Source organism: Grimontia hollisae CIP 101886 (assembly GCF_000176515.1).
In the GTDB taxonomy this organism is placed as follows: Bacteria; Pseudomonadota; Gammaproteobacteria; order Enterobacterales; family Vibrionaceae; genus Enterovibrio; species Enterovibrio hollisae.
This window is the reverse complement of the sequence record NZ_ADAQ01000011.1, coordinates 1-23,197: the sequence shown is the minus strand read 5'-3', so window position 1 is coordinate 23,197 and position 23,197 is coordinate 1. Positions and strand designations below refer to the sequence as shown.

Annotated in this window: 18 protein-coding genes and 1 pseudogene; 8 read left to right on the top strand and 11 right to left on the bottom strand. The window is 47.6% G+C overall.

Annotated features, from left to right (window positions below; all coding sequences use genetic code 11):
* Positions 1 to 146 precede the first annotated feature (146 nt).
* Positions 147 to 1,829: an aspartate:alanine antiporter gene (locus VHA_RS06400; protein WP_005502906.1), complete on the bottom strand. Its 1,683-nt coding sequence runs from the start codon at positions 1,827 to 1,829 to the stop codon at positions 147 to 149.
* A gap of 215 nt (positions 1,830 to 2,044) precedes the next feature.
* Positions 2,045 to 2,308 (bottom strand): GrxA family glutaredoxin, encoded by a 264-nt coding sequence (locus VHA_RS06395; protein ID WP_005502905.1) that lies wholly within the window; start codon positions 2,306 to 2,308, stop codon positions 2,045 to 2,047.
* A 541-nt stretch (positions 2,309 to 2,849) separates the two neighbouring features.
* On the opposite strand from VHA_RS06395, the gene VHA_RS06390 reads away from it, so the two are divergent.
* The 3 genes from VHA_RS06390 (at position 2,850) to VHA_RS06375 (ending at position 6,394) form a co-directional block, all read left to right on the top strand.
* Positions 2,850 to 4,073, top strand: coding sequence for an L-lactate MFS transporter (locus VHA_RS06390; RefSeq protein ID WP_005502897.1), 1,224 nt, complete (start codon positions 2,850 to 2,852; stop codon positions 4,071 to 4,073).
* A 270-nt stretch (positions 4,074 to 4,343) separates the two neighbouring features.
* Positions 4,344 to 5,504, top strand: coding sequence for a DUF481 domain-containing protein (locus VHA_RS06380; RefSeq protein WP_005502895.1), 1,161 nt, complete (start codon positions 4,344 to 4,346; stop codon positions 5,502 to 5,504).
* Between the two features lie 305 nt (positions 5,505 to 5,809).
* Entirely contained in the window at positions 5,810 to 6,394 is a 585-nt protein-coding gene (locus VHA_RS06375; protein WP_005502890.1) for an RNA polymerase sigma factor, read from the top strand.
* A gap of 79 nt (positions 6,395 to 6,473) precedes the next feature.
* On the opposite strand, the gene VHA_RS06370 is transcribed toward VHA_RS06375, so the two are convergent.
* The 4 genes from VHA_RS06370 to pabB form a co-directional block, all read right to left on the bottom strand.
* Entirely contained in the window at positions 6,474 to 7,835 is a 1,362-nt protein-coding gene (locus VHA_RS06370) for an L-serine ammonia-lyase (RefSeq protein ID WP_005502888.1), read from the bottom strand.
* Positions 7,836 to 8,024: 189 nt separating this feature from the next.
* Positions 8,025 to 9,290, bottom strand: a complete 1,266-nt coding sequence (locus VHA_RS06365) for an HAAAP family serine/threonine permease (RefSeq protein ID WP_005502886.1) — start codon at positions 9,288 to 9,290, stop codon at positions 8,025 to 8,027.
* A gap of 201 nt (positions 9,291 to 9,491) precedes the next feature.
* Complete coding sequence (locus VHA_RS06360; RefSeq protein ID WP_040528378.1) at positions 9,492 to 10,184, bottom strand: CoA pyrophosphatase; 693 nt, start codon at positions 10,182 to 10,184, stop codon at positions 9,492 to 9,494.
* Positions 10,185 to 10,223: 39 nt separating this feature from the next.
* Positions 10,224 to 11,594, bottom strand: coding sequence for an aminodeoxychorismate synthase component I (gene pabB, locus VHA_RS06355; RefSeq protein WP_005502884.1), 1,371 nt, complete (start codon positions 11,592 to 11,594; stop codon positions 10,224 to 10,226).
* A 300-nt stretch (positions 11,595 to 11,894) separates the two neighbouring features.
* Here pabB and VHA_RS06350 point away from each other — a divergent pair, with 300 nt between their 5' ends.
* Positions 11,895 to 13,409, top strand: coding sequence for a fumarate hydratase (locus VHA_RS06350; RefSeq protein ID WP_005502883.1), 1,515 nt, complete (start codon positions 11,895 to 11,897; stop codon positions 13,407 to 13,409).
* Positions 13,410 to 13,574: 165 nt separating this feature from the next.
* Here the strand turns inward: VHA_RS06350 and VHA_RS06345 are convergent, their stop codons facing one another.
* Together VHA_RS06345 and VHA_RS06340 are read right to left on the bottom strand one after the other, a co-directional pair.
* A complete protein-coding gene (locus tag VHA_RS06345; RefSeq protein ID WP_005502882.1) occupies positions 13,575 to 14,537 on the bottom strand; it encodes an integron integrase in 963 nt (320 codons plus the stop codon).
* 1,319 nt (positions 14,538 to 15,856) lie between these two features.
* Positions 15,857 to 16,879: an IS110 family RNA-guided transposase gene (locus tag VHA_RS06340; RefSeq protein ID WP_005502881.1), complete on the bottom strand. Its 1,023-nt coding sequence runs from the start codon at positions 16,877 to 16,879 to the stop codon at positions 15,857 to 15,859.
* A gap of 93 nt (positions 16,880 to 16,972) precedes the next feature.
* Here VHA_RS06340 and VHA_RS06335 point away from each other — a divergent pair, with 93 nt between their 5' ends.
* Together VHA_RS06335 and VHA_RS06330 are read left to right on the top strand one after the other, a co-directional pair.
* Positions 16,973 to 17,551, top strand: a complete 579-nt coding sequence (locus tag VHA_RS06335) for an O-methyltransferase (protein WP_040528664.1) — start codon at positions 16,973 to 16,975, stop codon at positions 17,549 to 17,551.
* Positions 17,552 to 17,692: 141 nt separating this feature from the next.
* Positions 17,693 to 18,265 (top strand): hypothetical protein, encoded by a 573-nt coding sequence (locus tag VHA_RS06330; protein ID WP_040528375.1) that lies wholly within the window; start codon positions 17,693 to 17,695, stop codon positions 18,263 to 18,265.
* Positions 18,266 to 18,721: 456 nt separating this feature from the next.
* Here the strand turns inward: VHA_RS06330 and VHA_RS06325 are convergent, their stop codons facing one another.
* Together VHA_RS06325 and VHA_RS06320 are read right to left on the bottom strand one after the other, a co-directional pair.
* Positions 18,722 to 19,765, bottom strand: coding sequence for an IS110 family RNA-guided transposase (locus VHA_RS06325; RefSeq protein WP_005502879.1), 1,044 nt, complete (start codon positions 19,763 to 19,765; stop codon positions 18,722 to 18,724).
* A gap of 446 nt (positions 19,766 to 20,211) precedes the next feature.
* Positions 20,212 to 21,234, bottom strand: a complete 1,023-nt coding sequence (locus VHA_RS06320; RefSeq protein WP_040528373.1) for an IS110 family RNA-guided transposase — start codon at positions 21,232 to 21,234, stop codon at positions 20,212 to 20,214.
* Between the two features lie 135 nt (positions 21,235 to 21,369).
* Here VHA_RS06320 and VHA_RS06315 point away from each other — a divergent pair, with 135 nt between their 5' ends.
* Complete coding sequence (locus tag VHA_RS06315) at positions 21,370 to 21,711, top strand: DUF3709 domain-containing protein (RefSeq protein WP_081456001.1); 342 nt, start codon at positions 21,370 to 21,372, stop codon at positions 21,709 to 21,711.
* A gap of 262 nt (positions 21,712 to 21,973) precedes the next feature.
* Entirely contained in the window at positions 21,974 to 22,519 is a 546-nt protein-coding gene (locus VHA_RS06310; RefSeq protein ID WP_040528369.1) for a hypothetical protein, read from the top strand.
* 456 nt (positions 22,520 to 22,975) lie between these two features.
* Here VHA_RS06310 and VHA_RS06305 read toward each other — a convergent pair.
* A pseudogene (locus tag VHA_RS06305) lies at positions 22,976 to 23,197 on the bottom strand (IS110 family transposase); the annotation flags it as partial.

Here is a 23,197-nt window from a genome sequence, read left to right as displayed (position 1 = left end):
GCACTGATGCAAACCACTTACGGGGTTGTTTCCAACCGGTCAGTAAGGGAGGCTGGGAATAGTTGGATGATTTAGCAACCAGTGTAATCCCTGTTCGCTGAATCTATGCTGACTGCCTTGCCGGTTATGTGACAAGGCAGGGATGATTAGGTCAGGATAACCAAAAGCGTACCGGCAAACGTGAGCAGAACGTTGGCGATGGCATAAGTACCCGCGTAGCCCAGGGCAGGAATAGTACTGCGGGCATGTTGGTTAATCATGTCCATGGCGGGTGCACAGGTCCGGGCGCCAATAATAGCACCAAACAGCAGGGCGCGGTTCATATTCAGAATGTATGCACCCACCAGATACGCCAGAATGACAGGCAAGACACTCACTGCCAGCGCGCCGAACATAATGGTGAAGCCCATTTGCTGGAGATATTCAACCAGGTTGCTGCCGGCGCTCAATCCGACACCCACCATAAAGGTCATCAAGCCCAGCTCTTTGAGCATATTGATGGCACCTTGCGGTACATAACCGAAAGTCGGGTGGTTGGCCCGCAAGAAACCCAGCAGAATACCGGCAATCAATAGGCCTGATGCGTTACCTAGCCCAATCGTCATTTGACCAAAGGTCATGGTAACCAGACCGAAAAGCAGGCCAAAGATAAAAAAGGAGCAAAACGCCAGCATGTCCGATACCTGGCTGTGAATCGAGATAAAACCGATGCGTTCTGCCAGTCCCATTACACGGCGTTTTTCACCACTGACCTGAAGCACGTCCCCCTTGGAAAGCAGGATATTGTGATCCATCGGCATTTCAATCTGGGCACGGATGACGCGGTTCAGGAAACAACCGTATTCCGCCAGATTCAGGTCAGACAGACGTTTGCCGATAATCGCGTCGTTTTTAACCACGATTTCCTCCTCGACCACACGAAGGTCAAGCAGGTCGCGGTCAAACACTTCTTTTCCGTTACGGAAAGAGGGGTCAAGGCGGGCATGGCTGTCTGGGTATCCCACCAGGGCAATTTCATCACCTTCCTGCAAGATGGCATCGCCATCCGGGTTGGCAAGAATGCCGTGGCGGCGAATACGCTCAATATAGCAACCGGTCTGGCGGTAAATACCCAGTTCACGCAGGTTGCGGCCATCAACCCAGTTAATCAGTTCCGGCCCCACTCGGTAAGCCCGGATGATGGGCAGGTAGACCTTGCGCTGTGAAGAATTGCCGAGTCCGCGTTCCATGGCAATTTTCTGCGCTGAATGCTCTAGGTTTTCCTTTTGCAGTTTTGGCATAAAGTTCGCGAGCACAATCAGGCTTACCAGACCGACCAGGTATGCCAACGCATAGCCAACACTCAGGTTGTCAATCATGCCTGCCAGTTGATCTGGCGTGAAATCACCGGCCAGACCAGCATTTAACGCATCTTTTGCGCCAACAAGGACTGGTGTGGCGGTCATTGCCCCAGCCATCATGCCGGTAGCGATGCTGCCATCAACACCGAATTGGTAGCGCATCAGTAAGGTGATACCCACAGAGGCTGCGAGCACTGTGCAGGCGAGCACCAGATATGACTTGCCATCACGGAAGAAGATACCAAAGAAGTTCGGGCCGGCTTCAATACCCACGCAGAAAATGAACAACATAAAACCAATGTTCAGCGCCTCCGGGCTGAACGCAAACCCTGCGTGTCCAAAAGATAAGGCGGTGATAAGAACACCGATGGAATTACCACACTGGAAGCTGCCGATTTTGACTTTGCCAATGGCCAGGCCGATCGCCAACACGACAAACAGAAGAAGGATATCGTTATTAACAAGCAGGTTATAAACGTCGATGTTCACTGAACAATTATCCGCGCACGGGTCAAGAAAAATTCTGGGGCGCCATTATACGTATTTGCAATGAAATGTAATAAAAAGTTGCATGAAAAATAATATTAGATTTCACCGATTTTTCTAATGGATGAAATGAATGATTGTTTAAATGCTATCTTATTGTTTTTATTGCAGTAAAAAGCCGGCAGTTGCGCCGGCTCTATCGAAAGGCGTTGCGAAAGTTACTGGTAGAGACCCAGATTTTCTTTTGCATATGCTTCAAAGTCGGTGAAGCCGCCAACGTGCTCCTGATCAACGAAGATTTGTGGCACGGTTTCAACAGGTTTGCCGACGGTTTTTTCAAGGTCAGCTTTGCTGATGCCTTCGGCATGGATATCGACGTAGCGGTAGTTGAAATCGTCACGTTCTTCTTTCAGTTTTTCAGCAAGATCTTTCGCACGAACACAAAACGGACAGCCAGGGCGACCAAAGATAACCACGAACATATTCAATTTCCTTACTTATTTAATTTTACGGGATGGTGCCGGTGAACGAAGGTGCGTCCCGGACGGATCCACCCTCTGACTGTTTCTAACTATGCCTTAAGCACTTGGCAGATAAAAGAAGGTTTTGTCTTTTAATTCAATCGAAATTATCTATCAATATGGCAGGCTCCTTGACGGTGATGGTCCAGCCTGATTTGTCTGTGGCACGACGTTTCGCGCCCGGTATAAAGGGGAAGTGGTCTTTTTCTATTTTGTGTGTCTGGGAGAGAGTTGTTAATGGCCGAAAACTCACCGTTCGATACATTTTTTAACGATAAGGAAAAGTAGATGGTGATCACAGTCTCATTCCCTGCTAGACTCCGCGCGCTTTTGTCGTTCTCATCAAATTTGAAGAATACAAAAAATTATTGATAACCCAGATCATTTAAAGGCTTATGTCACGGTTACAGACGCTTTTAAGTGATGTGTAGGTGTGGTGGGTGGCGCAGTAGGGGGCTTTTGCCAGCGACACCTTTCATTTGTGAATTTATTGAGTCGTAACATGAATAAACTGAACAAAGCTACTGGCGTTCTCGCTGCTGGTTTCTTTATCAATATGTGTATCGGCATCTTGTATGCGTGGTCTGTGTTCAAGCAGTCACTGGTAGAACAGGGCTGGTCAAACGCTGATGCATCGATGCCATACACCGTCGCAACCATCTGTTTTTCACTTTCTTTGCTGGTGGCGGGTAATCTGCAGGATCGCATGGGGCCGCGTAAAGTATTGATTCTGGGTACCATCATGGTAGGTATCGGTATGATCATCTCCAGCTTTGCTTCATCTCCGATGACACTGTTGCTGAGCTTTGGTTTGATCACCGGTTGCGGTATCGGCATTGGTTATGCGTGTCTGGCACCTGCGGCAATGAAGTGGTTCCACCCTTCTAAAAAGGGCATGGTTAACGGTTTGATTGCGGCAGGCTTTGGACTGGCGGCGGTTTACCTGGCCCCCCTGACGTCAACCCTGATTGCAAACTACGGCGTGAACACCAGCTTCCTGATCCTGGGTGTCGGTGTCCTGGCTATCGCAGTGCCACTGGCATGCACCATCAATAACCCGCCAGCGGATTACGTCCCGGAAGCCCCTGCGGGCTATGTGGCTAAGAAGGGGTCTGGCAGCGTAGACATGGGCTGGCGTGAAATGGTGAAAACGCCTCAGTTTTACTCACTATGGCTGATGTATGCGCTGGCGTCTTCTGCGGGTCTGATGATCATTGGTAACATCACGTCTATCGCGATCAATCAGTCTGATCTGACTCAGGTTGCGTTCCTGGTGGTTGTGCTGTCTATCTTCAACTCTGGCGGTCGTGTGGCTGCGGGCCTGCTGTCTGACAAAATTGGTGGCATTAAAACCCTGATGCTGGCATTCATCATGCAAGGTATCAACATGATGATGTTTGCCACTTACAACACCGAGTTCACCCTGATGGTGGGTGCAGCGGTGGCGGGTGTAGGTTACGGCACGCTGCTGGCAGTGTTCCCATCTATCACTGCCGATTACTACGGCCTGAAAAACTACGGCGGTAACTACGGTGTGCTTTACACCGCATGGGGTGTGAGTGGTTTCATTGGTCCTGTGGTTGCTGCAACAGCAGTAGATATGACTGGTAACTATGTCATGGCATACTCTATCTGTGCGGCGATGCTGGCAGTAGCGGTTGTGCTGACTTTCGTTACCAAGCCTGTGAAATCAGCAACGGCTGATAAGCAAAAAGCCACTGCGTAACTGACTTAGCATAAGATGTCTGAGCCCGCTTCATGCGGGCTTTTTTGTTGTGAGACAGTCTAGGTTATGAATCATGTTGCTGACGGGGATCTTAACCAATCTCTTACATTTTATACCTTCAAAAAAAACCATCACCCTGCCTGCTTTTCTCGTGACCTTCATCCATGCCGGGTAGTCAGCCTTTGTACCCGGTTTTGCATTACGGGAGGAGAAAGCCATGCATTGTGGCTATCAACATCACTTCCAATTTAAAAAAATCAGGATGACTTTATGAAAAAGCATGTGCACTCATTGATTGCGACCGGTATTTCGCTTTCATTTGCGCCCCTCGTATTTGCCGAGACTCCGGTTACGATGTATGACTATGATGAGGCGACATCTGCATATGAAGATGCTTATCTGGATATGCAATTCAACCTCAATGATGGAAACCAGGATCAATCCAGTTATAACGGTTATATCAACCTTGATTATGAGCAAGTTTTTGACTCTGCCGACCGAAACACCAAGATAGATTTCACGGGGACAGGGTCCCGCTCCCGGGGGCCAAACGCCACGGATAAAAGTGTGTCTAATTACCAGGCTGTTGGTGCCCTTACCAACGACATGTACTTCCAGCCGAATAGCAACGGTTTGTTCTGGTATGGTAAAGGCGAAGTGGGTGTTCAGAAGGGTATGAAAGACCCCTTTACTAAACTTACCGTCGGCTTTGGTTATGGGCGTGTGGTGAATGCGACACCGATGGCAAAATCGATTCGTCTTATCGAAGCTTTGCAAGAGCGGGCCATCTTAAGTGGGATGGATCGTCAAACCTATATTGCTGTTGCTGATGTCATTTCCCGAGAGGAGGAGTACATCAGTAGGTACGGTTCGGATGAATATCTGGAATACTGGATTGAAGATATTGATGCATTGCTTGGTGATGTTGGCGCCCGTGGTGCGATACGTTCCTATGATGTGTTGGAGAACGAGCGCATCTCGACAAGGAAATACGGTTGGTTAGTGCGTGGTGGTGTTGGCTCTGTGATTTCCAATTATGATGGCTCGAACAGTAAACCTGTGTTGGAGTTGGGCGCTGAATACCATCTGCCCATTAACAACCTAACCCAGTTTTCAGAAGAAGCAATCATGACAGCCATTCTTGATGATGGTGAAAATGGCTATGTGCTTTCAAACGATTTGTCATTGACTTATGAGCTTTCAGACAACATTGATTGGGAAAATGGCTGGTTGCTGACGCACTCTGAGTACGAGAAAAGCAACGATATTACCACCAACAGTGTGGCCTCCACATTCCGTTACTACATTTCAAACTCGTTAAGCCTGTCCCTCACAGGATTGCTTGAAGATACTGAAGACAATATCGATGGAAACGGTAATGATGAGATTGATCGCTCACTCTTGTTCGGTATGACTTACCGCTTGAAATAACCTGTCAACAAAACCCTTCACTACGGAGGGTTTTTTATTCTGCTGTCATGATCCCCGTGTGTTATTGATTCATTCCTGAGACACGGTGGAAAATAAATAACGGTCCAGTGTTGCTCACAATAAAACACTGTTTTTAATTTTTGATTGTAACCCAATGATAATCGCTGTGTTTTTTATGTTATCCAGGCTTTCCGGGTGCTTTTGAGGCCCATTTAGCCTTCTTGCTGAATAGAAAACACTGTTTGATTGTTTGGTTTTCATTGGTTAGGTTGAGTTCACCACTCGAATACCAGGAGGGTATTAACATGCATTCAGTGGATTCAACCTGTGTTAAAAACAGTGAGCGTGAACAGATTGCTAAGATTCAAGCGGGGCACCCGTTAGCCCGCAACTATTTCGACCAATTGGTTGCGAGCTATCTGTCACCATTACATCGTCGATGCATGGCTTGGTTAGGTTGTCCTTATGACGCAGATGATGTGTTGCAAGAAACCTTGGTACGGAGTTACCGCTACATTCACGCCTATCGTGGCGAAGCTGCATTTAGAAGCTGGTTATATGCGATTGCAGATAATCAGTGCCGGAGCTATTTAAAAAAACGCGCAATGTATTCGCAACGTTTTGTCTCGGATGAGTTTCAAGAGGAAATAGGTGTGGAAGAGCAGTGCCCGGTGACATCCGAGCAGGGGATTGCCCCATCGGTGCAGTCATTGGCAAAAAACGCACAAGAAATCCTGGTGTTGCGTTTTGAACATGATCTCTCGCTTGAAGAAATCAGTAACGTGTTGGGGCTAGGCCTGAGCGCGACGAAAATGCGCCTTTATCGTGCCATTGATGCCGCAGGGAAGCATGTGCTGAATAACGGGGAGGAATTACTCGCAACCGCTTGAGAGTCAAAACCTGCACAGAGAGGATGAATAAAAGAAAACCGCCGGCTTGGGCGGTTTCCTTTTTCTGCATGAGGGTGGTTTAGCAAAGTACTTTGATGGCCAGACCGCCTTGTGAGGTTTCACGGTATTTGGCGTTCATGTCTTTACCTGTCTCCAGCATGGTTTCAATGACCTTATCCAAAGACACACGTGGCTCAGAAGAGCGGCGTAGTGCCATACGGGTTGCGTTAATGGCTTTCATTGCTGCAATACCGTTACGTTCGATACAGGGAACCTGTACCTGGCCAGCAACCGGGTCACAGGTCAGGCCCAGATTGTGCTCCATACCGATTTCAGCAGCGATGCAGACTTGTTGTGGGCTGGCACCCATCAGCTCAGCCAGACCGGCTGCTGCCATGGAGCATGCAACGCCAACTTCACCCTGACAGCCCACTTCTGCCCCGGAAATAGACGCATTTTGCTTATACAGGCCACCAATGGCACCTGAAACCGCAAAGTAACGGGTGTATTCACGTGGCCCCACGTTTTGAATGAACTTGTCGTAGTACGCCAGAACCGCAGGAATAATGCCACATGCACCGTTGGTTGGTGCCGTAACCACACGGCCACCGGCGGCGTTTTCTTCGTTAACCGCGAACGCGAACATGTTAACCCAGTCAACCACTGCCATCGGGTCATTGTTTGATTTCTCAGACGCGATCAGTTGTTGGCGAAGGGCAGCCGCGCGGCGTGGAACACGCAGAGGACCCGGCAGCACGCCTTCGTTGCTCATTCCACGATCCAGACACTCGCGCATGGTGCGCCATATATTGCCGAAGTACGTCTGGATTTCGTCTTCCGAGTGCATGGCTCGCATGTTTGCCATCACAACCGCACTGATAGACAAACCGGTCTCAGTACAGTGCTTCAACAGTTCTTCAGCGCTGCTGAACGCATAAGGCACTTTGATTTTGTTTTCGTCTTTCTTGCCGAAGTTTTCTTCATCAACAATGAAGCCACCGCCGATAGAGTAGTAAGTTTTTGAGTAAACCTTCTCTTCCCCCATCCAAGCGTGGATTGACATGCCATTTTCGTGCAAAGGCAGGTTAGTGGTATGGAAGTTCATGCCACCTTCACGGGGGAAATCGACGGTGTGGCAGTGCATACCTACCGGTAGTCGCTCGGTTTCTTCAACGCGCGCAATAAAACCAGGAATGCTGTCAATATCAACGTGTTCTGGTGTGTTACCTGCCAGGCCCATAATGATAGCAATATCTGTGTGATGGCCTTTACCGGTCAGAGACAGTGAACCGTAGACGTCAACGGTGATTTTGGTGACATCACGGAGTTTGTTCATGCTGCGCAGATCGTCGATAAATGATTTACCGGCTTTCATTGGGCCTACTGTGTGTGAGCTTGAAGGGCCTACGCCGATTTTATAGATATCAAAAACGCTGATCATTTGTCATACCTCAGTCAATGCCCGTGGTTTACCGAAACGGGCATTTGGATTAATTCGTTTCTATCCATCCTTGGAGGTGACGCTTTGCTGAGCTGTTGCTTGTCTTCGTGGCTCAGGAAGGGAAAGCAAAAAGAGCAAGATGCGTCACAAGCATCCTGCTCTTTCTATAGCGCTAGTCTACACCATTTATTATGCGATGAAACTGTACAAAATCGCTGAAATCGCTACCAGTCCCATCACCGTGACGAAGACATTGCTGAACTTGCCCGCGTACTTCTGCATGGCGGGTACTTTCTTGATGGCATACATCGGCATAATGAACAGAATCGCGGCGATGATTGGGCCACCCAGCGATTCGATCATCCCCAGAATACTTGGGTTAATGGTTGCCACAATCCAGCTGGTAACGATCACGAATGCCACCGTGAACATGTCCACTTTCTTGGTATTCACTTGTTTACCGCGAGAGCGAAGCTGTTTGATGATGATACCGTTCAGACCTTCACGTGCCCCCAGATAGTGGCCGAAGAAAGAAGAAACGATAGCCACAAACGCAATGATTGGGCCCAGGTAAGAAATGAATGGGCTTTCATGTTTGTTCGCCAGGTAAGAAAGCACGGCCAGGTTTTGTTCTTTGGCCTCTGCCAAATCAGCAGGTGTCAGGCTCAGGACGCAAGAGAAAACGAACAGCATAACAAAGCCAAGCAGCATGCCCGCAGTGCGGAACAGGATTTGTTGTGCTTTGCGCTCTGCGTTGTCACCGTGGTCTCGTGATTGTGCCATAGAGAAAGCAGAGATCGCTGGGCTGTGGTTGAACGCGAATACCAATACAGGAATTGAGATCCACAAGGTGGTCATAAAATCACCGGCTGAAGGGATTTGCTGCATGGCAGACGTATTCCAATCCGGGATCAGGTAAACCGACAGGAACAGCAAGATACCAACCAGTGGGTAAACCAGGAATTGGGTTACTTTCAGCATCAGTTTCTCGCCTGCCAGCATGACTGACATCATGCCCATGATCAGGATGATTGACAGGACAGAGCGTGGCAGAGATTCCATGCCCAGTTGATTAACCATAAAAGAATCAACGGTGTTGGTGATACCAACGCCATAAATCAGAACGATTGGGTAAATCGCAAAAAAGTAAAGCAAAGTGATGAGTTTACCCGCTGTTGCACCGAAGTGCTCTTCTACAACCTCAGTGATATCACTACCGGGTTTCTTGGAAGACAGGACAAAACGTGCAAGACCACGGTGAGCCAGATAAGTCATTGGGCCGACGAGAATGGCCAGCGCAAGCAGTGGCCAGAAACCGTTCAGGCCAGCATTGATAGGAAGAAACAGAATACCTGCGCCTACGGCTGTACCAAACAGGGATAGCATCCAGGTGGTGTCTTGGGCAGACCACTTCATTTTGTCTGCGCTCGAAGTCATGGTTGACTGTGTTTGCATCGTTTAATCACCAAAATAATTACGGAACGATTCGGAAATCGGTGCGTATTGTTTACATTTTTGCATTATAAACCGTGATGGGGATCATTTTTGGGGCAAGTAAATTTCGTGCGACGGAATTATTTTATCTCAACACATTTACATTTTTTATGGTTTAAAAATACAGTTTAAACACTGTGGGAAAAGTTGAGATATTAAAAATTAGTTGATAGAAATTTGCTGGCTTAGGGCATGAAGTATCTGAGCTGTGATACCCCAGATTAGGTGATCTTCATAGCTCATAGCGTAAATGTGGTAGATATTGCCACGAACCAGGAAAGCTTGCTTGGTGATCGCATTTTGTCTTAAAAATTGAGCGAGTGGCACCTCAAAAAGCGTATGCACCTCGTTTTCATCGAGCACCGGGGTGTAGTTGGCTTCAATGAATGCGATAACGGGGGTAACAAGGTAACCGCTCACCGTTGGGAGCGGGGCCAAACAGCCCAGAAGATGCTGCCTGTCCGTGGTGACACCAATTTCTTCTTCCATTTCGCGAATAGCGGTTTCGACGATATCGGTGTCCGATTCCTCGACTTTTCCGCCGGGAAAGCTGATTTGGCCCGGGTGGTGTTTCAGGTGTGTTGCGCGTTTGGTGAGCAAAAGATGCAATTCGCCATCGCGCTCTGTAAGAGCGATCATTACGGCAGCCGGGCGAAGTTCGGAGATACCCTGATGGCGCATGGTATCGGTCGCGCGCTGAATGACACGTTTGTCATAATGATAACTGGGGCTTAGGCTGAAACGTTGTACGAACCAATGACGAGAGAGAGGGCGCATCGGACTCTGGCGGATATGTCGAAAGAGGGAAGTTGGTGTTTGTAGCGGGTTGTGAACCCTCCTTGGTGTTTTTAACATGCGTCCTTCCTACTTATCGATGCGCTGTGTTATCTGCCTTTACGCTGACAACACAGGAAGAATTCTACTTAGCTTGTCCAGTGTTTCCTGATATTCCGATGCCACGTCACTGTCTGCGACGACGCCGCCACCTGCCCAGGCGTAAATATGCTGCTGGTAACAGACCAGGGTACGAATCGTAATGCTGGTATCCATCGTGCCACAGCGGCTTAAGTAACCAATGCTGCCACAGTAAACACTGCGTCGGTGAGGTTCCAGTTCCTCAATGATCTCCATTGCCCGCACTTTCGGTGCCCCAGTGATAGAACCGCCCGGAAAACAGGCGCGGAGCAAATCTTCACCATACTTACCTTCTGAAAGGGTGCCTGTTACCGTGCTGACCATGTGATGGACAGCAGGAAACGTCTCAATATCAAAAAGTTTAGGTACATTTACTGAACCTGGCGAGGCCACACGACCAATATCATTGCGCAGAAGATCAACAATCATCAGGTTTTCCGCCCGATCTTTTTCTGCATTTTTCAGGCTTTGGATATTGGCTGCATCTATCGTTGCATCTTGGTGCCGCGGACGTGTTCCTTTGATGGGTTTGGTTTCAATTTCTCTGTCATGCAGTTGCAGGAAGCGTTCTGGTGAGACAGAGACGATGGCCGTATTTGCTAAACGGATAAAGGCGGAAAAAGGTGCGCCATTAGTTTGTGCCAGCTTTTGGTAAGCCTCCCATTCACTGCCTTGATACGGTGCTTTAAAACGTTGAGCAAGGTTGATTTGATAACAATCCCCGGATTTCAGGTAGGCCTGAACACGATTGAACTTATCTTTATAGGTTTCAAATGTCATGTTTGCCTGCCAGTTCCCGGTCAATGAAAACGCCGGTCTGGCTTTTTCCTGCAAACCTTCCAGCCATGCTAAGCGGTTGTCCCCATCAGGCTGAATCAGTGCCAGCTTCTTCTCTTTATGATCAGCAATCAGGGCCCAGTCATAAATGCCGACAGCCATATCCGGAATGTCGATATCCCGGGTAGCCAGCGCTGGGAGGGTTTCTACCTGACGACCGAGGTCATAGGAAAAATAGCCGAGTGCTCCACCAAGGAAAGGCCAAGGTGAAACAGGATCAATTTGCGGTAAAAGCGAAAGCTGTAACGCACGCAAGGCTGCAAATGGATCGCCTTTGCTGGAAGCGTTACGCCCATCACGATAGGTAATGTGGTTGGTTTCTCCGTCACTGCAGAGTGTGGCAATAGGATCAGCCACCAGAATATCAAAGCGGTTATCCGGGTGATTTTCCGCTGCGGACTGTAGCAACATCGCCCAAGGGTGGGATTCAATATGGGAAAAAAGAGATATGAGTGCTGATGGTGAGTACTCAATATACTGCAAGGTGATAGGCGTTCGTTTTGATTCAGTCATTTTCGTGTTTTTGTGATCGGTATTGGAGCATCTGTTAGCGCAAAATCGACCGTAAGAGTATCATATCCGTGGCTTTTAAAGCGAAGTTTGGACAGTGAAAATCACTCGGTGAAATGCCATTCGCCTACTCAAGGATCAGAGAAGGTCGCTGCTCTGGCAAAGCTGCCTGAATAAGAGAAAGCGGCTTACTATTTTGTAATATCAACTCGACATATAACGCTCGACTGGAAGCACTGTTTAGCCCGCATTGATAAGCGAGTGAACAGCGCCAAGGAATCATAACAATTCAAAGAGGCAACTATGACTGTCATTCGTAAGGAAGATGTCATCGACAGTGTCGCTGACGCCCTACAGTACATCTCTTACTATCACCCCCTCGACTTTGTTAAAGCGCTGGAAAAAGCTTACGAAAAAGAGCAGAGCCAGGCCGCGAAGGATGCCATTGCGCAAATTCTGATCAACTCCCGCATGTCGGCAGAAGGCAAGCGACCCATCTGTCAGGACACCGGTATTGTTACCTGCTTTGTGAACATTGGCATGAATGTTCAGTGGGAAAGTGACATGACCGTGCAGGAGATGGTTGATGAAGGCGTTCGCCGCGCATATAACAACCCTGACAACCCGCTTCGTGCATCGGTGGTGGCAGACCCAGCAGGCGCGCGTAAAAACACCAAAGACAACACGCCGGCAGTGGTTCACATCAACATGGTGCCGGGAGATAAAGTGGAGATTCAAATCGCAGCGAAAGGCGGCGGTTCAGAAAACAAAACCAAGATGGTGATGCTGAACCCATCAGACGATGTGGCGGCATGGGTAGAGAAAATTTTGCCAACCATGGGAGCAGGCTGGTGCCCACCGGGCATGCTGGGCATTGGTATTGGTGGTACGGCTGAAAAAGCGGCGGTATTGGCAAAAGAATCCCTGATGGAGCACATCGACATTCATGAGCTGATTGAGCGCGGCCCACAAAATGCCGAAGAAGAACTTCGTCTGGATATCTTCAACCGTGTCAACAAGCTGGGTATCGGTGCACAAGGCCTGGGCGGTTTAACCACAGTCGTTGACGTGAAAATCAAAACCGCGCCGACACATGCGGCTTCAAAACCTGTTTGTCTGATCCCGAACTGTGCGGCAACCCGTCACGTTCACTTTACGTTGGATGGCTCCGGCCCGGCTGAACTTAAGCCACCAAAACTTGAAGAATGGCCAGAAGTGACCTGGGAAGTGGGTGAAAACGTTCGCCGGGTGAATCTGGATGAAATCACCAAAGAAGACATTCAGGAATGGAAAACCGGTGAAACCGTGTTGCTTTCCGGCAAAATCCTGACAGGTCGCGATGCCGCGCACAAACGTATTCAGGAAATGCTGAACAGCGGACAAGGCCTGCCAGACGGCGTGGATTTCAACGGACGCTTTATCTACTACGTTGGCCCTGTTGATGCAGTGGGTGATGAAGTGGTTGGCCCTGCTGGCCCAACGACCTCAACCCGTATGGACAAATTTACTGACATGATGCTTAGCGAAACTGGCCTGATGGGCATGATAGGTAAAGCTGAGCGTGGTCCTGCTACAGTTGAATCCATCAAACAGCACAAAGCCGTTTATCTGATGGCAGTGGGTGGCGCCGCATATCTGGTAGCAAAAGCCATCAAGAAAGCGCGTGTTGTTGCATTTGAAGACTTGGGTATGGAAGCGATTTACGAGTTTGAGGTCGAAGATATGCCTGTCACCGTTGCTGTTGATTCACGTGGCGACAACGCCCACCAAATTGGCCCTGACACCTGGAAAGTGAAAATCGCAGAAATGGAAGGCTGATTTCACACGCACACCATGAACAAAAAAACCGCAGCCCGTCTGCGGTTTTTCTTTTCTTACTGCTTTGATATCACTCGTAAAAAATCTGTATCAGGCATCTTCAGGTCGGTTGGGGATATACACGCATACTGGGTTGATTCATCAGGGGCGGTAGCGTGTCAAATTTTAGATAGTTGAGAGTGGGCTGGTAACGCCTTGAGCGCCATTTTGCAGGATATGGGTATAAACCTGTGTTGTTCTTACATCTGAGTGGCCCAATTGCGCTTGCACCGTGCGGATATCCGCACCGGATTGAAGAAGGTGGGTCGCAAACGAATGACGTAATGTATGTGGCGTTACATGTTTTCTTATGTTGGCTTTTTTTGCCGTCGTATTTATCGAGCGTTGAATCTGTTTTTCATTAATATGATGCCGTCGAATAACGCGAGTTTCTGGGTCAATACTTACCTTGTGGGAAGGAAACAGATACTGCCACGGCAGACTCTTACTTTGAGATGCGTACTTCTGGCGTAACCGATGAGGCATCCATACGCCAGCGTAGTTATGATGATTCACATCACGGCAGAGAATGGAGTTAACCTGATCAATTTGCTGTTTCAACGGGCATTGTAACTCGGTTGCCAAAGTAACAATCCTGCTTTTTCCGCCCTTACCATCAAATATCCTTAGGCATTGGTAGTCGAAATCAACATCCTTTACACGCAGTCTCACAGCTTCCATCAAACGAAGGCCGCTGCCATACATCAAAGCACTGATCAAATAATGCTGGGCAGGAACGAGTGATAACAGTTTTTTGACTTCCTCACGGGTCAATACAACTGGGAGTTTTTGTTTTCTCTTTGTCATGGCGAAATCAAGAGAAACAGAAAGAGGTTGCTGAATAATATCTCGATAGAGAAAAACAAGCGCATTTAGCGCCAATGCTTGAGTATTGGGAGAAACATCGCGCTGATTTGCTAAATGGCTCAAAAACAGTTCAACATCTACATCACCCATTTCCGCCGGATGCTTCATATTGTGAAAACGAATAAATGCTGCAATCCAGTGGAGGTAAGCCTCAATGCTTTTCTTGGCATATCGTTTGCGGTACATATGTTCTTTGATAGACAGTAAGAAAAGCGATTTCATGCGTATCCCCTGTGACATTGTCTGTTTTTATATACAGTTATCATCATGTGGGGGCAGCACGCAACAAAAACCCCACAATGGGGCATTTCCGCATCACATTTTTGAGTGTTACGTTTTCATTATTTGAAATCAACGGGTTAGTTAGTGACTAAAAATGTGCAGGTGATAAAATTGGACAAATTGGGGTGTTTAAACACCCCAATTTGGGATCTAATAAATTGTTATATCGCTTAATCTTTTTGTGTTTACTCGGTCCGAGGTTTGGCAAGCTAAACCGGTTTTTCATAGCTGGTGGTTTAAATTGGTTTGGCTTTGAATTGTCATCTGGCGGGTTGTTTAAAGTGTCTGTTTCTCAATGTTCAGTTCTGAGTTTAAACGAAAAGGCTTTTTCTTGGTGGTTTGTTGAAGCAGTTTCGTTTGGCTTTAAGTGAAAAGTCTTGTTCAAATGGTGGTTGGCGGCAAGCCGCGATCGTCTTTTTGTAGCGTATAACAAGGCTATAAACAGGGACGCTTTGTCAATGCGGCAGCTTTTCAAAGTGTTGTGAATACAAGGGATTAAAGCAGTTTTGGGCGGTTTGGTAAGCGCCCGTTATTGCAACGTTAACTGGCGCAGAAAATACGAAAGTACATTGATACGGTTTCTAGGTTAAGAAATTTAGTGTGTTCGGTCGGTATCCTTAATTGAGCTAATGCGAACAATTCCAATTTGGTACTTAAGTTTATAGGTGTGAAAGGCGGCGCAAAGCCTTCTAATAATATAAGGCATTCCCGATTAGTTAGGCGTACTTACATCGACGAAGTATGGTGTTGTGAGACGCATTTCAAACTAAAGATAAACAGTAATCTTTTGGTTAGATTCATATTTGAGTTAGCTTTACTAATCACTACTTAGGAAAGCTAGCTTTGGCTAAAGTGGCTGTAAGTTCGGCGAAAACCGAAAGGCGCTCAGTTAACAAACTGTTCAAGAGGGATTCGCAACGCGTGGCATTTTTACTATGCGTTTGTTTTAGTGTTTAAGGTGGTATGCGGTGGCTTTTGTATTGCGTTGCTCACCCCTTAACAGGGCTACATGGATTCCCCCGTTCGTCAAACATCCGCTACACTTTTTGAGTTGGGTTTGGACTGCCGCTCTACATTCGGCCTTTCAGTGGCTCACGCCATGGCCCTGATGACATTACGCGGTTGCAGTGCCTCATTCGTTAGAAGGTATCAATGGTACCCGCCGCATTAACAGGCTCTCTGCAAATGGTCTTCACCTTTCCTCATCAGCTCGCGTCTGCAATGACCCGGTTGGTGTGTTTCCCTGCGCCGCCTCTTACTTAGGCGGCGTAGTCTTGATACTCAGTTTGGTTATGTAGCAGTGCCCAGATGATACGAGCATTCTTCGCTGCCAGCGCAACAATAGCGCGGTTCATTCCCCGTCGTTCGAGGATATCTCGTGCCCAGACACTGAGCCTGTCCTGTTTTTCCCCAAGGTTAGTGATAGCCGCTCTAGCGCCATGCACTAACAGAGTTCGCAGGTATTTGTCACCGCGTTTACTTATTCGTCCAAGCCTTGGTTTCCCGCCCGTTGAATACTGTTTCGGAACCAACCCGAGCCAGGCGGCAAAATCTCTGCCGGAATCGAACTGTTCGCCTTTGCCGATGGTAGCAATGATGGCTGTAGCAGTTTGCGGGCCAATGCCGCGCACGTTGAGAATACGTTGTGCATTGGGACTGGCTTTAGAGACCATATCAAAACATTGCTCTGTATCATCGATGCGTTGATTGAGCGTTTGCAGGTGGTCAAAACAATCTGCCAAAACAGCACGGGCAATATCAGGCAACGCATTATCAACGGCCTCGAGAATGAGCGGCACTTCCCGTTGCACAGCAGCACGGCCTGTCGGGAAGACAATGCCGAACTCACAGAGCAAAGCGCGTATACGGTTGATAAGGGCTGTGCGTTCTTGAACCCAGTGTTCACGCATTCGATGAATAGCAAGAATGGCTTGTCTCTCAGGCGATTTAACAGGAACAAATCGCGTGTTGGGGCGCTGAACAGCTTCACATATAGCAATAGCATCATTAAGGTCGTTTTTGCCTTTTGTTCGATAAGGACCAACATACTTAGCGGCCATGATACGAGCATCGTGCCCTAACTTGATGAATTCTCGGGCCCAATAATGCGCACCACTGCACGCTTCAATGCCTATACGCATAGCTGGGATATTTGCTAATGTAGTCAACAATTTAGCGCGTGATACGGATTTGTGAAGAATGACCTTTCCACGGTCATCAACCGCGTGCAGGGAAAAGTGGTGTTTGGCGAGGTCAACGCCACAAAAGAATTGAGAAGACATGGTTACCTCCGGTATTTAACGCGACACCTAAGTGTGGCAAATCCTCGTGAGGGGGAATCCATGTCATTCGTTATACCTATCGAGGGAAATACGTTGGAAATTCAAAGAATCATGGAAGATTTAGAGCAGTTTGGGATCAAAAACGATCTTGCTCAATCGGATAAATCAAAGAAGTACCTGAATATCACACGAGACACTGGTGAGTTTCTATCTGTGCTTGTTAAAGCAATGGGCGCACGCAAGATCTTGGAAATTGGTACATCTAACGGATATTCGACGATTTGGTTAGCTTCGGCACTTCCTGATGATGGTAAGGTCTATACCATTGAAGCGAACCCTCAGAAAGTCGAAGAAGCCTCGCTAAATTTCGATCAGACGCATACAAGTTCGAAGATTGTTCAACTTGTCGGAGACGTTACAGAAGTTCTATCTGATGTGTCTGAAAGTGTGGATTTCATCTTCCTTGATGCTGACAGAAAAACCTATCTATCACTAGCTGAGGGCTTGTTCAATCTTCTGAAAACGGGTGGTTTACTGGTCTGTGACAATGCCACCTCTCACGCAGATGAGCTGTCAGAATTTAGAGCGTGGGTAAGCTCTCAGCAAAACCTGAGCGTTTCGTTAGTGCCAGTAGGTAAAGGTGAGTTACTGGTCTATAAGGGTGAAAAATAGGTATCAAACGCCTCAAGAGGGACTGTCAACGCGTGGCGTTTCCGGTCCCATTGAGCCGCGGTGGTTGCAGTTGTTGCGTTTGAGTTTAGTGGTAGTGCGTTGTCAGCCCCTTAGGCGGGCGTTAAGCGTAAGGAGATATATTTGAAAGCTCATGGTGAATTTCCAGATGTTGTATATCGGGCATTTGATAAACGTGAATACGCAGAAGCTTTTATAGCAGGAAATGTACGTTTCGCAAATTGTAATAACTACTTGGATATAACCGATTCAAGACGAGATGTTACAGAGGGGACGGGGCTGTATTTGAAAGATGATAGATTAACAACGATTCGTTTTTGTTCTAATAGTATATTCATTCAATCTTTTCATAGAACTTTTGAGTCTGCTCGGAATGCTGGACATGGTAGGTACATAATTGAATTGCACAATCCTTTCAATCTAGCGACTGCCATTACAAAGGAGCTTCATGACTCTTCTTTCAAGGCTTATGGAGGGGTTGAGGGAGTAAACATTATTTATCAACATGGTGACTTTAAAGGAGAACAATTACCTTCTTATCAAAGCTCGCGATTCACCTATAGCCAAAAGCCTTCTAGTTACTCAAGTGAAGAAGAATTTAGATTTGTCTTGATTACTGAGCGTCTAGATAAACATCAGATTTTCATTCAAGTTAATCCCAATGAGGAATGCAAATTTATTCGGCATTACGCTTAACACATATGAGCCCTTCTCCGGTCAATAGGCAATAGTATTCTTTTGGCTGCGCCAGCAGCCAATGCTCTCGAACAACAAATCTGTCTACTTCGTTCTGTCGCTTTCGCCGTTAAGTCGTTGCTTACGGCAAACACATATAGAAGGTCTCTTACTGCGGTCTCAGCGCTGCCTGCCAGTCGTGTGACAGGGCCATTAGACATTATTCGGTTAACCCAAGCTGGCACTATTCAAAAAGAAGGCTAAACAATGGTTTTCCAGTTATCTTCAGGCTCAGGTTGGGTGTAAGCAACTTTGTTGTTCGTTTGGGGGCGCAACAATGGGGCGGCTAATCAAAGCAAAGGGGCTTGGACAACCGTTGGCACAGCAGGCCATGAGGGCTTAATGCCCAGTGAACTCAGTCAGCAGTGTGCTCATTCTCAGCACCAGTTAGACGTTCAGCTCACCCCATTGTGCGACTTATTCGGGTAAGAACTTGTGTTCATCAAACACGGTTTTGTTCCTCAACATAAAGTAAACACAGCGCCCCAGCTTGTGAGCGAGTGCAGACAAGGCTTTGGCTTTGCTCATCCGCTTTTGTAATCGGTTTAGGTATTTCTTGGCCTTTTTATTGCCGCGAAGATAAAGCACCGCCGCTTCAGAGAACGCCCATTTCAGGTGTGCGTTACCGATTTTGTTGCCATTAGTCCCGTATTGTTTTCCCGCAGACTCGGCTTTGCATTTAATCAGCCGCGAATAAGAAGCGAACTGTTGGACCGTCGGAAAACGCTGGATATTGCCAATTTCGTAAAGAATGGTCAGCGCCAGAATGCGGCCAATGCCAGGAACGGTTTGCAGCAGTTGGTAATCTTGCGGATTGTGTTGTTTGGCGTTCTGCTCGATAAAGTGTTCAACGCTCGCAAGTTCTTTGGTGTAGAAAGCAATCACGTTCAAATCGATATCGAGATTGCGGTTTATTGCTGGTTCGTTGAAGCGGTTACGAACCTCCTCTCTGGCGTAGGGGTAGCGCAGTTGAAGGTTAGGTGCAGAATGATTGTACTGACTGAAGGTGTTGGAGACATGAGCTTTCAAATCCGCACCATGACGCATGATTTTGGTTCGACGGCGAAGTAAATCGCGAGTCGCCCGCATAGCTTTTGGATAGACATAAGCCAGCGGAAAGTTACCGCCCCTGAGAAGAGAAGCAATCTTATAGGAATCAATGCGGTCGTTTTTAGTTTTCCCGCCGTGAATCGCCTTCATGTAAAGCGCGTGACCAAGTACAAAATCAAAGGCGTAGTCGAGGCATAGGTCACTGACCCAATACCAGCAATGCATGCACTCGACGCCGACAACAATTTGGTCTTGAAAGGGCGCAAGAACGTCTAAGAGTGCGTCAGGGTTGGCGTCAATTTTTTTATGAAGCACGGTGTTGCCCGCAGAATCAACGATACAGACGTAAAGAATGCGCGCATGCAGATCGATCCCGCAGTAATAATCGTGCAGTTGGTTATAAAATCTCATTGAGTCTTCTCCGTTTGGTTTCGTCGCCTTCCAGCTTAGCCGGACGGTTAAGTTGGAGGAGAAGGCTCAATGAGTATCAAACTGTTTAAGAGTGATTCGCAACGCGTGGCGATTTCAGTTTAAACTTGGGTTTAGTGTTTAAGGTGCAGTGGTTTGGGTTAGGTGTTTAGCGTTGTTCGCACCTTAATGCGGCTACATGGATTCCCCCGTTCGTCAAACATCCGCTAAACTTTTGAAGATGGGTTTTGGACTGCCGCTCTACATTCGGCCTTTCGCTGACTCACGTCATGGCCCTGATGACATTGCGCGGTTGCAGTGCCTTATTCGTTAGAAGGTATCAATGGTACCCGCCGCATTAACAGGCTCTCTGCAAATGGTCTTCACCTTTCCTCATCAGCTCGCGTCTGCAATGACCCGGTTGGTGTGTTTCTCTGCGCCGCCTTCGCTTAGACGGCGTAGTCTTGATAGTCGGTTTGGTTATGTAACAGCGCCCAGATGATACGGGCGTTCTTGGCTGCCAGAGCAACAATGGCGCGGTTCATTCCCCTTCGTTCAAGAATGTTCCGCCCCCAGACACTGAGCCTGTCCTGTTTCTCCCCAAGGTTAGTGATGACCGCTCTTGCGCCATGCACTAAGAGAGTTCGCAGATATTTGTCACCGCGTTTACTTATCCGCCCAAGCCTGGGTTTACCGCCTGTTGAATACTGTTTGGGAACCAGCCCGAGCCAGGCGGCAAAGTCTCTGCCGGAGTCGAACTGTTCGCCTTTACCAATGGTGGCAATAATGGCGGTTGCCGTCTGAGGACCAATGCCTCGTACCTTAAGAATACGCTGTGCATTGGGGCTGGCCTTGGTGACTATGTCAAAGCACAGTTCGGTGTCGTCGATACGTTGGTTGAGTACTTGTAGATGCTCAAAACTATCGCCGAGCACAGCGCGAGCAATATCAGGCAGTCCGTAATCCGCCGCTTCGAGAATAAGCGGAACATCACGCTGAATTGCGTGGCGTCCGGTAGGGATAACAATCCCAAACTCAGCGAGCAGGGCACGAATGCGATTAATGAGCGCGGTGCGCTCCTGCACCCAATGCTCGCGCATACGGTGAATGGAAAGAATGGCTTGCCGCTCAGGTGATTTGACGGGTACAAAACGGGTGTTGGGTCGTTGAACGGCTTCACAAATGGCGATGGCATCGTTAAGGTCATTTTTGCCTTTGGTGCGGTAAGGGCCGACATATTTGGCGGCCATGACACGGGCATCATGCCCTAACTTGATGAACTCTCTCGCCCAATAATGTGCCCCACTGCACGCTTCAATGCCTATACGCATAGGTGGCATATTTGCTAATGTAGTCAGTAATTTAGCGCGTGAAACGGACTTATGGAGAATGACCTTTCCGCGGTCATCGACAGCGTGCAGAGAAAAGTGGTGTTTGGCGAGGTCAACGCCACAAAAGAAATGAGAAGACATGGTTACCTCCGGTATGTAGTGCGACACCTAAGTGTGGCAAATCCTCGTGAGGGGGAATCCATGTCATTCGTTATGCTTAATCCATAAAAATCAGCAGGTTGTTATTGTCAATTCCTTTGGCATTTCGTTCTGGTTTTGTCGGCAATTCAATATTGTTTGTTGCTGCCTAATGAAGCGGCAATGTATCTGGTGCTGAAAATTCAGTGTTATCGCCTCATTGAAATGTTGAGTCTGCGTGGGGTGAATGTTGCTGGCTCAAGTCGTTTTGAGCAGTTTGGTGCCTTTACTTACAGGCTGAAAGTCAGTCGGCAATTGAGCATTGTTTTGCGCTGCCTAATGAAACGGCAATGTGTCTGTCGCTGTAAATTTCAGTGTTATTGCCTCATTGAGTTGTCGTGCCCATGCGTGGTGAGTGAGTTTGTCGGAGAGGTTTTACACATTGGCCTAGTTGCTAAAATGGAAGCCTGCATTGGTTAGTTCATAGGTAAATATTGAGCCAGTTCCAATTCAAGAAAACTCGAAGCTTGGTCAATAATTTCAGTGAGTTATCATTGGGTTGGTTCAAATGTAAAGTGTTGAAGCTTAAGCATAACAAACGCCTCAAAGGGACTGCCAACGCGCGGCGTTTCCAGTCCCATTGAGCCGTGGTGGTTACGGTTGTTGTGGTTGAGTTTAGTGGTATGCGTTGCCAGCCCCTTAGGCGGGCGTTATGTAAATTAATATAAAGTCGGAGTGTTGTTTGTTTAAGTTCAGTGAAGAAGTTCAAAAATTAAAAACGCAGACATTAGTTCTATCTGGCGTTGCGATGTTTATTGCCATTACGGGAGCATTGCCAGAGAAAATTGCAATCATTGGGCTTGACTTGTCCGCTAGCAAATCAACAGCAGGCTGGTTTCTATTTATAATTTTAGTTTACTTTTCCATCAAGTATTTGGTGCTTTCTGCTCTAGAAGTATGTGGAAAACACCTCCCTAAGTGGATCGCTTATAAAGTTAGAAACGTGCGAGGCGACACTTTAGGTCTATCACCAGACGAGGTCGAAGTTGAATATGAAAAGTACAACTTTGATGAGGATGAAGAAGATGTTGGAACACTTTCTGGGGAAATAAAGGAGATAAAAAGAAAGCAGGAGCAGTTAGAGTCAACATACAAATCTAGGTATGTGAAAATTTATAATGCTTGGGTCTACTTTGTCGATTTCGCTTTCCCGGCTTTTTTATCTGTCTACTCATCTGTTGCGCTTTACAAATTTTTGGCATGTGGCTTGGTGCACACATTTACATAACACATATGAGCCCTTCTCCGGTCAATAGGCAATAGTATTCTTTTGGCTGCGCCAGCAGCCAATGCTCTCGAACAACAAAGCTGTCTACTTCGTTCTGTCACTTTCGCCGTTAAGTCGTTGCTTACGGCAAACACATATAGAAGGTCTCTTACTGCGGTCTCAGCGCTGCCTGCCAGTCGTGTGACAGGGCCATTAGACATTATTCGGTTAACCCAAGCTGGCACTATTCAAAAAGAAGGCTAAACAATGGTTTTCCAGTTATCTTCAGGCTCAGGTTGGGTGTAAGCAACTTTGTTGTTCGTTTGGGGGCGCAACAATGGGGCGGCTAATCAAAGCAAAGGGGCTTGGACAACCGTTGGCACAGCAGGCCATGAGGGCTTAATGCCCAGTGAACTCAGTCAGCAACGTGCTCCTTCTCAGCACCAGTTAGACGTTCAGCTCACCCCATTGTGCGACTTATTCAGGTAAGAACTTCTGTTCATCAAACACGGTTTTATTCCTCAACATAAAGTAAACACAGCGCCCCAGCTTGTGGGCGAGTGCAGACAAGGCTTTGGCTTTGCTCATGCGTTTTTGTAAACGTGTGAGGTATTTCTTCGCTTTTTCATTGCCACGAAGGTAAAGGACAGCAGCTTCGGAGAAGGCCCATTTAAGGTGTGCGTTGCCGATCTTATTGCC

Excerpts from the sequence above, each read along its gene's own strand:
- VHA_RS06345 (WP_005502882.1), bottom strand. The coding sequence starts at position 14,537 with ATGAAATCGCTTTTCTTACTGTCTATCAAAGAACATATGTACCGCAAA.
- VHA_RS06360 (WP_040528378.1), bottom strand. The coding sequence starts at position 10,184 with ATGTTAAAAACACCAAGGAGGGTTCACAACCCGCTACAAACACCAACT.
- VHA_RS06380 (WP_005502895.1), top strand. The coding sequence starts at position 4,344 with ATGAAAAAGCATGTGCACTCATTGATTGCGACCGGTATTTCGCTTTCA.
- VHA_RS06375 (WP_005502890.1), top strand. The coding sequence starts at position 5,810 with ATGCATTCAGTGGATTCAACCTGTGTTAAAAACAGTGAGCGTGAACAG.
- VHA_RS06395 (WP_005502905.1), bottom strand. The coding sequence starts at position 2,308 with ATGTTCGTGGTTATCTTTGGTCGCCCTGGCTGTCCGTTTTGTGTTCGT.
- VHA_RS06320 (WP_040528373.1), bottom strand. The coding sequence starts at position 21,234 with ATGTCTTCTCATTTCTTTTGTGGCGTTGACCTCGCCAAACACCACTTT.
- VHA_RS06365 (WP_005502886.1), bottom strand. The coding sequence starts at position 9,290 with ATGCAAACACAGTCAACCATGACTTCGAGCGCAGACAAAATGAAGTGG.
- VHA_RS06350 (WP_005502883.1), top strand. The coding sequence starts at position 11,895 with ATGACTGTCATTCGTAAGGAAGATGTCATCGACAGTGTCGCTGACGCC.
- pabB (WP_005502884.1), bottom strand. The coding sequence starts at position 11,594 with ATGACTGAATCAAAACGAACGCCTATCACCTTGCAGTATATTGAGTAC.
- VHA_RS06340 (WP_005502881.1), bottom strand. The coding sequence starts at position 16,879 with ATGTCTTCTCAATTCTTTTGTGGCGTTGACCTCGCCAAACACCACTTT.
- VHA_RS06325 (WP_005502879.1), bottom strand. The coding sequence starts at position 19,765 with ATGAGATTTTATAACCAACTGCACGATTATTACTGCGGGATCGATCTG.
- VHA_RS06370 (WP_005502888.1), bottom strand. The coding sequence starts at position 7,835 with ATGATCAGCGTTTTTGATATCTATAAAATCGGCGTAGGCCCTTCAAGC.
- VHA_RS06390 (WP_005502897.1), top strand. The coding sequence starts at position 2,850 with ATGAATAAACTGAACAAAGCTACTGGCGTTCTCGCTGCTGGTTTCTTT.